General features: G+C 54.2%; 11 protein-coding genes. 2 read left to right on the top strand and 9 right to left on the bottom strand.

Annotated elements, in window-relative coordinates; translation table 11 throughout:
• Positions 1–23: 23 nt before the first annotated feature.
• From BLQ59_RS10675 to BLQ59_RS10715, 9 genes are all read right to left on the bottom strand, one after another.
• Positions 24–887 (bottom strand): radical SAM protein, encoded by an 864-nt coding sequence (locus tag BLQ59_RS10675; RefSeq protein WP_074572878.1) that lies wholly within the window; start codon positions 885–887, stop codon positions 24–26.
• Positions 888–920: 33 nt separating this feature from the next.
• A complete protein-coding gene (locus BLQ59_RS10680; protein ID WP_073090167.1) occupies positions 921–1,283 on the bottom strand; it encodes a NifB/NifX family molybdenum-iron cluster-binding protein in 363 nt (120 codons plus the stop codon).
• Between the two features lie 10 nt (positions 1,284–1,293).
• Entirely contained in the window at positions 1,294–2,205 is a 912-nt protein-coding gene (locus BLQ59_RS10685; protein ID WP_074572879.1) for a PLP-dependent cysteine synthase family protein, read from the bottom strand.
• A 22-nt stretch (positions 2,206–2,227) separates the two neighbouring features.
• A complete protein-coding gene (locus tag BLQ59_RS10690; RefSeq protein ID WP_074572880.1) occupies positions 2,228–3,382 on the bottom strand; it encodes a trans-sulfuration enzyme family protein in 1,155 nt (384 codons plus the stop codon).
• Between the two features lie 26 nt (positions 3,383–3,408).
• On the bottom strand, positions 3,409–4,317 hold the full coding sequence (locus BLQ59_RS10695) for a class I SAM-dependent methyltransferase (protein ID WP_074572881.1): 909 nt from the start codon (positions 4,315–4,317) through the stop codon (positions 3,409–3,411).
• Between the two features lie 253 nt (positions 4,318–4,570).
• Entirely contained in the window at positions 4,571–6,382 is a 1,812-nt protein-coding gene (aspS, locus tag BLQ59_RS10700) for an aspartate--tRNA ligase (RefSeq protein WP_074572882.1), read from the bottom strand.
• Positions 6,382–7,647 carry a histidine--tRNA ligase gene (gene hisS, locus BLQ59_RS10705; protein WP_074572883.1) on the bottom strand — a complete coding sequence of 422 codons (1,266 nt, stop codon included), beginning with the start codon at positions 7,645–7,647 and terminating at the stop codon, positions 6,382–6,384. Before hisS ends, aspS begins: the two co-directional genes overlap by 1 nt.
• A 14-nt stretch (positions 7,648–7,661) precedes the next feature.
• Complete coding sequence (hemZ, locus tag BLQ59_RS10710; RefSeq protein WP_074572884.1) at positions 7,662–9,179, bottom strand: coproporphyrinogen dehydrogenase HemZ; 1,518 nt, start codon at positions 9,177–9,179, stop codon at positions 7,662–7,664.
• Positions 9,176–9,628: a Fur family transcriptional regulator gene (locus BLQ59_RS10715; protein ID WP_074572885.1), complete on the bottom strand. Its 453-nt coding sequence runs from the start codon at positions 9,626–9,628 to the stop codon at positions 9,176–9,178. The genes hemZ and BLQ59_RS10715 overlap by 4 nt, the downstream gene beginning before the upstream one ends.
• Positions 9,629–9,866: 238 nt before the next feature.
• Here BLQ59_RS10715 and BLQ59_RS10720 point away from each other — a divergent pair, with 238 nt between their 5' ends.
• Together BLQ59_RS10720 and BLQ59_RS10725 are read left to right on the top strand one after the other, a co-directional pair.
• A complete protein-coding gene (locus BLQ59_RS10720; RefSeq protein ID WP_074572886.1) occupies positions 9,867–10,463 on the top strand; it encodes a glycosyltransferase family protein in 597 nt (198 codons plus the stop codon).
• Positions 10,464–10,493: 30 nt separating this feature from the next.
• The coding region (locus BLQ59_RS10725) for a helix-turn-helix domain-containing protein (RefSeq protein ID WP_143005282.1) at positions 10,494–10,687 on the top strand (194 nt) is incomplete at its 3' end.

Below are 10,687 nucleotides of genomic sequence, written 5' to 3' on the forward strand. Positions count from 1 at the left end.
CCCCTTCTAACACTTTTTATATATCAACCGTGGGAAAAAGTTTCCTTCGCCTGCAGGAGCCCCTTGTAAACTTCCTGACTGAAGTTATTTTTCCCCGGGATACCAACCGCATCTGCCCGGCAGTGCTGGCAGTGGCGGAACACATCGATATGTTTGCCCGCCTCTTTCCGGGCCACCGCCAGATCCACGCAGCTGGGGGCCTCGCAATCCTTGAGGTCATGCTGGGGAATCAGCGGGATGATGTTGTAAATCGTTGCCCCTGCTTCCTTGACCGCTTTGGCGATGGCGCCAATATGGAAGCGGTTGATCTCATTGACCAGCACCGTATTGACCTTGACCACCACACCGGCAGCCGCCACCTTGCGGATGCCCTCCAACTGATTCTTTATGATAATCGCTCCGGCTTCCTCACCGGTATAGCGCTTGCCATGATAGATAAGTCCGTTGATCATCCTGGCCTCAATGGCCGGATCTACGGCATTCACCGTCACCGTCAGGGTGTCGATGCCCACATCGATTACCTCCTGGGCCCGCTCATTCAGCAGCAGGCCATTGGTGCTCATGCACTTCAATAATTGCGGGAACTTATTGCCGATAAAGCGGAAGGTCTGCAGAGCTCTGTCCGAAGCCAGGGTATCTCCCGGCCCGGCAATGCCCACCACGCTGAGTTCCGGGCAGAACTTCAGCGCCCGCTCCACATAACTTACCGCCTCCTCCGGCCGGATGACCGCCGAAGTCACCCCCGGCCGATTTTCCACATCGTTGATTTTCCGGTCACAGAACCGGCACTCCAGATTACACCCGGGGCATACCGGCAAATGGATACGCCCCCTGTTCTGCTTTGCTCCAAAGCACGGGTGGAGCTCCCGGACACGCTGTTCGTCCATTGGTATGGCCCCTTTCTCTCCTAACACAGTCCATCAGTAAGCAACACTTGCCCGGCGCTTATTTACCTCATAGGTATGGATTTTCGGCAGCGCCGCTGCCACCGTTTCCCCTTCAATCTCCAAGGGCAGGATATCCTGCCGCTCCAAAGCCTTCTGTGCGCCCGGGCCAATGGCCTCGGCCACCACATAACGGCAGTCGGACAAAGCCTGCACCGCCGCCAGCATGGCACCTTCATCATGATAGCCGTGCTGGCAGGGCGATTTAGCCTGCCGCCGTTCCACTTCCGCAAAAGTGCCGTCATCAGCCACTTCCACGATCACAAAGCCATCGGCGGCGCCGAAATGACGGTCAATATGGATGCCATCACTGGAGGCTGCCGCAATCCGATATGCCATAGAATCACTCCTAATCCAAAATATGTTTGCTGAAATACCGCTCTGCCCGGTCGATGACCGCCAGAACGATATTGCCTTTAACCCCGGAATGGGCCAGTTTCAGCGCTGCGGCAAAGGAGGCACCACTGGAAGAACCGGCAAAGATTCCCTCTTTTGCCGCCAGCTGCCTTACGCCAGCAAACGCTTCCTCATCTTTAATCTTATAGACCTGATCGATAAACGATGTATCCATCGTCTGGGCAATAAAATCATTGCCAATGCCTTCAATCTCATAATCACCATGCTCCCCGCCGCCGATAATCGAGCCATAAGGATCGGCAAGTACCCCCTGAATGGCGGCATTCTGTTCTTTCAAGTAACGCATAATCCCCGAAAAGGTGCCGCCGCTGCCCGCACCAGAAACGAAATAATCAATCTGCCCATCCAAATCCGCATAAATCTCTGGTCCGGTGGTTTCGTAATGGGCCTGCGGATTGGCAGGATTCTCAAACTGCTTCAGCGTGATGGCCCCGGGAATCTTCTGACGCAATTCCTCCGCTTTGGCCGCCGCCTCCAGCATCCCCCCAGCCCGGGGCGTATGCACCAGTTCCGCCCCCAAAGATTTCATCAACGTCTGCTTCTCCGCCGAAAATTTCTCCGGCACCACGAAGATGATCCGATACCCTTTATTCAGCGCAGCATAGGCTATCCCCAGTCCTGTGTTGCCTGCCGTAGCTTCGATTATGGTGCCGCCGGGCTGCAGCTGACCGCTTTGTTCTGCCGCCGCAATCATCTGACGGCCCACACGGTCCTTGGCACTGCCGCCGGGGTTCCATAACTCCAGCTTGGCAAAGAGCCGGACGCCCTCCGGCAAATCGAAATGTGTCAGCTCAACGAGCGGCGTATGCCCGATGAGCTCCTGCATGGATTTATAATAGTGCATGTTCTTCGCTCCCTTTTCGTTGTTAAATGCGGCTGGCCTCAATGGCCTGCTTGATATCTGCCAGCAGATCTGCCTTGTCCTCAATGCCCACCGACAGGCGGATGAGGTTATCCGTTATGCCGATTTTCTCGCGCGTTTCCTTGGGAATGGCCGCGTGCGTCATGGTTGCCGGATGGCAGACGAGACTTTCCACGCCCCCCAGGCTTTCGGCCAGGGATATCAGCTGCAAGGACTTGAAGAACTTGCGGATATCGTGATCGGCTGTCAGCTCGAAGGATATCATGGCGCCGCCGTTCTTCGCCTGCTGCTGGTTGATTTCGTAGCCGATATGGCTCGTAAGTCCCGGATAGTAGATTTTCTCCACTTCCAGATTGCCTGCCAACCAGTCGGCCAGATACTCAGCATTTTCTACATGACGGTCCAGGCGCACCGCCAAGGTCTTGATACCTCTGATCAGCAGGAAGGCATCCTGCGGGCCGAGCACCCCGCCGGTGGAATTCTGTACAAAGGCTAACTTCTCGGCCAAATCCTTGGTCTTGACCACGGCCAGGCCAGCCACCAGGTCGCTATGGCCGCCCAGGTACTTCGTGGCACTATGGATGACCACATCTGCACCCAGAGCCAATGGCTGCTGCAGGTACGGCGTCATAAAGGTGTTATCGACAATCACCAGCGCCCCATGGCGATGGGCGATTTCCGCCACAGTCCGGATGTCCGTGATGGTCAGCAGGGGATTGGCCGGGCTTTCAATGATGATGGCCTTGACATTGGGCGTGAACTGCTTCTCCAAATTCTCCAGATCCGTGGTATCCTCCAGCGCATAGGTCAGATTGAAACGGCTGAACACCTTGTCGAGCACCCGGAAAGTACCGCCGTAGACATTGCTGGACAGAAGCACCTTGACATTGCTCTGGAAAAGGCTCAGCACCGCCGTGATGGCCGCCATGCCCGAGGCAAAGGCAAAGCCCGCTTCGCCGCCTTCCAGCTCAGCAATCAATTTTTCAAGTGCCGCCCGGGTGGGATTGCCCGTCCGGGCATACTCCCAGGTTCCCTCCCGCAATTCTCCCAGCCCATCCTGCTTGAAGGTCGATGTCTGGTAAATCGGCACATTCACAGCGCCGGTTTTCGTATCCCCATCAATGCCGCCATGAATCAATTTCGTCGTAAATTTGCACATAGTATCATCTTCTTCCCTTGTTTATCTCAATACTGCTTCTTCTCCGCCAGGATAAAATGCACGTTTTCCATAGCCTGCTGATGGTCCGTGCGCTCATCGAAGAAATGCCGCTGAATGTCTGCCGGGGACTCATGATTGCGAATCACAAAACCTTCCCGGGAAAGGATTTCCCGCATCTCTGCCAACGAGAAACCATGCCGCATTGGCTCACCCAGCTGCTCGGTGATTTCCGCGAGCCGCCGCACCCGGGAATTGGAATCCGGTTCGAAGGTGGATTCATCCGGAAAATCCAGCACGAACTGGCTGCCCGGCGACGCCAAAGAACTCACGCTGCGCACAAATTCCTGAAAGGCCTCCGGTGTCAGATAATAGGACACACCCAGCAGCGAGAAGAACGATGGCTCATAAGTCTGAAAGCCGCTGTGCAGCAGGACTTTCCCCAGGTCGTCGCGTTCAAAATCAATCGCCGCATAATGGGTATTTGCAGGAATCTCCCAGCGAAGTTCATGAATCCGCCGCAGTTTGTATGCCTGCGTATCCGGATGATCCAGCTCGAAGATCTGCACGGCTTCATCCGTATTGCGGAAAGCGAAGGTATCCATCCCCGCCCCGCAGATCACATACTGGCAGCTGGCACGATTCCGGGCAAAACGGTACAAGGCCCGCTCCGCAAAGGCAATCCGTGACAGGGCAATGGGCGAGAAATAATGATCCATCTCCTCAAAGACCAGCAGGCTCTCAAAACCATAACGGGGCAATTGCCCGGCCGCTTCCGCCTGTCCGCGGAGCAAGCCGCCGATTTCGTCATACGCATCCTTGCCGATGATGTCATAGGCCAGATAGTCATCGAAAATCTTGTTCTTCCCCAGCATGGAATGATAAGCCCGGGCAAAGGAGCACAGTTTCGCAGTCATACTTTCCTGAGCGGCAATCATGAAAAATCCCTCCTGTTAAATCCACATTCGTTCGTGTTTCAAAAGAATCTTGCCAATATTACAACAATCACATTTCATAATCGCTACCGTCCTTTCATCACAAATACAAAAAAGAGGTTCTGCGCAGGGATTTACCCTTGCACAGAACCTCTGGTTATCCAGTCAGTTCATTCGTCTTGCAACGATGACCTTATGTTACACCATTACACCTATCATGTCAATAGGCATAATGGCTTTTTATGGAAAAATAATCTTACGCGTTTTCTTCCGGCTTGGCTTCTTTTTTCTTCACAGCCGTACGGATGGACAGCTCGCGGAGCTGTTTTTCCTCGACGTTGGAAGGAGCATTGGACATTACGTCGCGGGCGCTCTGGTTCTTCGGGAAGGCGATGACATCGCGGATGGAAGAACGCTTAGCCATGATCATGACCAGACGGTCCAGACCGAAAGCCAGGCCGCCATGAGGAGGCGTGCCGTACTGGAAGGCATCCATCATGAAGCCGAACTTCTCATGAGCTTCTTCATAGGTGAGGCCCAGAGATTCGAATACCTTCTCCTGCAGTTCTGCGTTGTAAATACGCAGGGAACCGCCGCCAATTTCGACACCGTTGAGGACCATGTCGTAAGCGTTAGCCTTTACGCGGCCCGGATCAGTGCCCAGGAATTCGATATCTTCGTCACGCGGAGCCGTGAACGGATGGTGCATGGCCTTCCAGCGTTTCTCTTCGTCGCTCCATTCGTACATCGGGAAGTCAACAACCCAGAGGAAGCGGAGCTTGTCCGGATCGATGAGGCCGCGTTCCTTGCCCATTTCGAGGCGGAGCTGGCCCAGAGCCGTGTCAACCACGAGGCGCTTGTCAGCCACAACGAGCAGCAGGTCGCCAGTCTTGGCGCCCGTAGCTTCGGCAATCTTCGCGAAGGTTTCATCCGTATAGAACTTCTTGAACGGGCTCTTGATGCCTTCTTCGCTGTACTGGATCCAAGCCAGACCTTTGGCACCGTAAATCTGTACGAACTTGACGAGTTCATCCAGGCGGCGGCGGGGAATGTCAGCATAGCCGTCTACCTTGATGCACTTGACCATGCCGCCGTTTTCGATAACGGCATTGAACACCTTGAAGTCCGAACCCTTGACGTATTCGGAGATGTCCATGAGCGGCATATCGAAGCGGAGGTCCGGCTTATCGGAACCGTATTTGTCCATAGCCGTATCCCAATCCATGCGTTCGAACGGCGTTTCCACCTTGGCACCGATGGATTTTTCGAAGAGTTCCTTGATCATCTCTTCCATGATCGTCAGGATTTCGTCCTGATCCTTGAAGGACATCTCGATATCCAGCTGGGTGAATTCCGGCTGACGGTCAGCACGCAGGTCTTCGTCGCGGAAGCAGCGGACAATCTGGAAGTATTTTTCAAAGCCAGCCACCTGCAGGATCTGCTTGAAAATCTGCGGGGACTGCGGCAGAGCGTAGAACTCGCCCGGATTCACGCGGCTCGGCACGAGGAAGTCACGTGCGCCTTCCGGCGTGCTCTTGCAGAGCATCGGCGTCTCGATCTCGAGGAAGCCGTTGCGGTCAAAGTAGTCGCGCATGATCTTCGTCACGCGATGACGCAGGATGATGTTCTTCTGCATCTCCGGACGGCGCAGGTCCAGATAACGGTACTTCAGACGAATCTTCTCGTCAACATCCACTCCATCCTGAATGTAGAAGGGAGGCGTGTTGGCCTTGTTCAGGATGCGCAGCTCTTCGCAGACCACTTCGATTTCACCGGTCTCGATGTTGTTGTTCACCGTCTCTTCGCTGCGGGCGCGCACAGTACCGCGCACAGCGATGCAGAACTCGTTGCGCAGGGATTCTGCCTTGTGGAACGTACCTTCCGCCATGGAAGCCTCGTCAAATACCACCTGCACGAAACCGGAACGGTCACGCATATCCACGAAAATCAGACCACCGTGGTCACGGCGGCGGGCCACCCAGCCGCAGAGGACAACCTGCTGTCCTTCGTCTGCCTTACGAAGCTCGCCACAATGATGGTCGCGCTTCATACCTTGTAATGTTTCCATTAACCTTTCACCTCAGCACATAGCGTATTTACAATATTATCAAAAGAAACTTTCTGCTGCTCGCTCTTTTCCATATCCTTGAGCTGCACACATGCTTCCTTGACTTCATCTTCACCGATGATCAGCGCAAAACGGGCATTGGCCTTGTTTGCCTGCTTCATCTGGGCCTTCATGCTCCGACCGGCATAGTCCATGCTGGCCTTGAGCCCTGCCTGACGCAGCTGCGTCAAGAGCTTGAAGGCTGCACCCTGAGCCTCTTCGCCCAAAGCGACCACGAAGGCATCGGTCTTGTTATCCATTTCCGGCAGGAGATTCTGTTTCTCCAGTGCCAGCAGGACACGTTCCAAACCGGTGGCAAAACCCACGGCCGGCGTCGGATTGCCGCCGATTTCCTCAATCAGACCATCATAGCGGCCACCGCCAGCTACGGCACTCTGAGCCCCCAGCGGAGGATATTTGATCTCAAAGGCCGTCTTGGTGTAATAATCGAGACCGCGCACCAGGCGGGCATCGAGTTCGAATTCCACACCAGCTTCCGTCAGGAAATGCTGTACCTTGTGGAAGTGCTCCTGACATTCCTCACAGAGGCAATCCGTGATCTTCGGTGCATCGGCCATATAGGGCTTATCCGCATCGGCCTTGCAGTCGAGGATACGCAGCGGGCTGCGCTCAAAGCGGTCCTGGCAGTCCTCACAGAGGTCATCGAGCTTATCCCGGAAATAGTCCTGCAGGACCTTGCGGTAAACCGGACGGCATTTCGGACAGCCCACGGAGTTCAGGGACAGCTTGAGATCCTTAAGGCCCAAACCGCCCAAAAGATCCATAGCCAGCATAATGATTTCGGCATCCACCGCCGGATTGGATTCACCCAGAGCCTCTACGCCGAACTGATGGAATTCACGCATACGACCGGCCTGAGGACGGTCATAGCGGAACATGGAGCCGATGTAGAACAGTTTCGTCAGGCTGTTGTCGCCATAGAGCTTGTTCTGCAGGTAGGCACGCACAGCCGAAGCCGTGTTTTCCGGGCGCAGCGTGATGCTGCGGTCACCGCGGTCGGTGAAGGTATACATTTCCTTGTCCACCACATCGGTACCTTCGCCGATGCCGCGATGGAACAGTTCCGTATGCTCGAACATCGGCGTACGGATTTCCTTGTAGCCATAACGGGCACACAGGTCACGGATTTTTTCTTCCACATAGGTCCATTGTCCGACGGTATCGGGCAATATATCCTTTGTCCCTCTTGGGGCATTGGTCAACATTCGTTTTACTCCCCCTAAGCCTGGCAGGCTTCGTCAAGCAAGGCCCGCCGTTTTTCGATGTAAATATCAATATCGCGCAGATACGTCACCAAATCCTTGGCATTGAACGATGACTTCATGCGCTTGTTCTTGAAATCAACCACCTTGCTGGTGGCGGCGCCGCCAATGCCGATGATGGTCTGATGTTCCTCCATGATCTGGATGTTGTACATCCCCTCGGCACCTTTACGGCAGCAGCCGATATTTTCCAAATCCCCCGCCATATACCCCTGACGGTAGAGATAGTACGGTTCATAGCCGTATTTTTTCATATAGCCCATAGCCACCTCGGCCATCTGACGGGTAACTTCTGCCCCAGGCAGGTCCACATGGCGCTCTTCCATGATGAGCTTGAGCCTTGAACCACGCTTCAATGCCAACGCATGCAGGGTGATATCATCCGGCTGCAAAGCCGTAACCTTAGCCAGCGTATCATCCACATCCGCCGCCGTCTCGCCGGGCAGGCCGAGAATCAAATCCATATTGATTTCGGGAATGCCGGCTTCGCGCAGAGCGTGGTACATCTCGGCCACGGCCTCCGGCGTATGCTGGCGGCCAATGACCTTGAGCGTCCGCTGCTGCATGGTCTGGGGATTGACGCTGACACGCGTGACCTTGTAGTCACGCATGGCCGCAATCTTTCCCGGCGTAATGCTATCGGGGCGTCCGGCCTCCACGGTGAACTCAGCTAAGCCATCGTGATAGAAAGCCTCGCAAACCCAGCCCAGCATCGTGCGGAACTCATCGTCCGGCAAAGCCGTCGGCGTACCGCCGCCCACATAGATATTCTGGACTTTGAGCCCATGGGCCTCCACTGCCGCTTTGGCCCCCTCGATATCCTTATGAAGCACCGTCATAAACTCCGCAAGCTTCTTCGCCCCCGGCAGGACATTGGCCGGGAACGAGCAATAGAGGCAGCGCGTCAGGCAGAACGGGATGCCCACATAGATGCTGATGGTCTTTTCATCCGAAGTCCTGAGGAATGGCAACTGGCGGAAAGCCATCGGCGTGATGATCCGCGCTTTTTCCTCGCTGCAGGCAAAGTCCCGCATCAAGCGCGCGACTATGCCCTCCTCGTCCATGCCGTATTCAATCCAGCGATGGACGATCTTGGTTGGCCGCACGCCATGGAGAATGCCCCAGGGCGCTGGCTCATAGCCGAGTTCCTCGCAGAAGATACGGTAGAGATTGAGCTTGATCGTGCGGTTGACAGCCGCCCGCTCCAGCTCATCTTCCTTGCCGCTTTCCCTGCGGGTAAAGCTTCTAAGCCCGCCATCCTCGCCAAAGAGCATCAACGTGGTCTCCATGCAGACCTTAGCCCCTTCACGTAGCTCGCCCTCCACAGGCAAACGGTGATTGACCACGGAAAGCTGGGCAAGATCTGCCGTGCCTTCTTTCCCCACGATTTCCACCTTGAAGAGCGTCAGCACTTCCCGGGTGATCTTGGAGATGATTTCTTTTTTTGAGTTCAGGGTAAAAGTTCTTACCTTCAATTTTCCTGCTGGCACTCCTTGCATGTACCGAAGAATTTCACCTGATGATTCAGCACATGGAAGCCCATCTTCTTCTGGATATCGCTTTCCAGGTCGTCCAGAAGGTCGTCTTCGAACTCCGTGACCTTGCCACAGGTGGTGCAAATCAAATGATGATGATGATGTTCCGACGGATCGGTGGTATTTACCTCATAACGGCTACAGCCGTCCCCGAACTCCATCTTCTGCAGAATTTCCAATTCCGACAGCAGCTCCAAGCTGCGATAAACCGTAGCCAGACCAATTTCCGATTTGTCCTGCCGCAGGATGCCGTGGACATCTTCTGCCGAAAGGTGTTCGCCAGGGTGGTCCAGAAACACCTGCAGCACCGTCTGCCGCTGCGGCGTCATCTTATGCTGCCGCGCCTGCAAACGCTGCTTTAAATCGTCCATTGTAAATGTCTGTGCCATAAAACCAACCCTTTCATTATCTAATAACGCGTCATGTTCTCCGTCTTATAACACACAGTTTGACTTCATAAATCAAATAAAATCATTATAGCAGATATTTGCCTTGCTGACAAATAACATCTTGCCTGCAGGCCCCTTTTTTCAAAAAAAATCCCCCCGAACAGGATTTGTTTTCTGCCATCACGAATTAAAGAAATATTATAGGACTAAATTTATTTGTGAAAACGGAGGCTTTCTATTGGAAAACGAAGCGAAAACTACCGCTGGCTCAGCGCCAGCAGAAAATACTGCGCCAGAGAACACATCTGCGCCAGCCCCTGATCCGTTCTTTATCCCGCCACCGGCAGAGCCTACACAGAAAGGGCCGCGAGGCATCCGCTTTGACTTCAACGACGGGGCGCGGATCAAGCTGCCAAAGGGCGACTGGCATGTGCAGATTGAAGATGAAGATTCCGGCAATATCCTCTTTGCCTGCGACGCACAGGAAGGCTGGGCCATCAGCAGCAAGAAATATTTCGTCCCCTTCCGTCTGCGTGTCTGGGACAAGAAAAATCTGGACAAGCCGGTACTCGACCATCTGCTGGACCTGAAGAACAAGCCGGTACTGATCAAGTTCCCCGTAGGTACCCTGGGCGATATCATCGGCTGGCTCCCCTACGCGGAAAGATTCCAACAGCAGCATCAATGCCGCTTGGAATGCTCCATGGCTGAAAATCTCAAAGAGCTTTACGAGAAGCAGTATCCGGCGATAAAATTCTCCGCCGCCCCCAAATGCAAAACAGAAAAGCCCTATGCTTCCTTGATATGCTCCCTATTAGGTAGACAGAAGAAATAATAAAACTGTCTGCTTGATAGGGAGCATTTTATGTACAAGAAGAGATTATCACCCGAAGAGAAAATCCACTTCATTGAAAAGTATAAACGTGGAGAGGGCAGTTATGCCTCCATAGCCGCGGATGCAGGCGTTGACAGCAGATCCTTCAGGCAATGGGTTCGTAACTATGATGCTTGCGGCCCGGATGTATTCTTCAAACGACATCATCAGCGCTATTCTGTTGA

It is taken from the genome of Pseudoselenomonas ruminantium, assembly GCF_900104055.1.
Taxonomy (GTDB): Bacteria; Bacillota; Negativicutes; order Selenomonadales; family Selenomonadaceae; genus Selenomonas_A; species Selenomonas_A ruminantium_C.

What these genes read in the sequence shown, in the direction of transcription:
- BLQ59_RS10695 (WP_074572881.1), bottom strand. Translation starts at nt 4,317, where the DNA reads ATGATTGCCGCTCAGGAAAGTATGACTGCGAAACTGTGCTCCTTTGCC.
- BLQ59_RS10690 (WP_074572880.1), bottom strand. Translation starts at nt 3,382, where the DNA reads ATGTGCAAATTTACGACGAAATTGATTCATGGCGGCATTGATGGGGAT.
- BLQ59_RS10680 (WP_073090167.1), bottom strand. Translation starts at nt 1,283, where the DNA reads ATGGCATATCGGATTGCGGCAGCCTCCAGTGATGGCATCCATATTGAC.
- BLQ59_RS10715 (WP_074572885.1), bottom strand. Translation starts at nt 9,628, where the DNA reads ATGGCACAGACATTTACAATGGACGATTTAAAGCAGCGTTTGCAGGCG.
- aspS (WP_074572882.1), bottom strand. Translation starts at nt 6,382, where the DNA reads ATGGAAACATTACAAGGTATGAAGCGCGACCATCATTGTGGCGAGCTT.
- hisS (WP_074572883.1), bottom strand. Translation starts at nt 7,647, where the DNA reads ATGTTGACCAATGCCCCAAGAGGGACAAAGGATATATTGCCCGATACC.
- BLQ59_RS10685 (WP_074572879.1), bottom strand. Translation starts at nt 2,205, where the DNA reads ATGCACTATTATAAATCCATGCAGGAGCTCATCGGGCATACGCCGCTC.
- BLQ59_RS10675 (WP_074572878.1), bottom strand. Translation starts at nt 887, where the DNA reads ATGGACGAACAGCGTGTCCGGGAGCTCCACCCGTGCTTTGGAGCAAAG.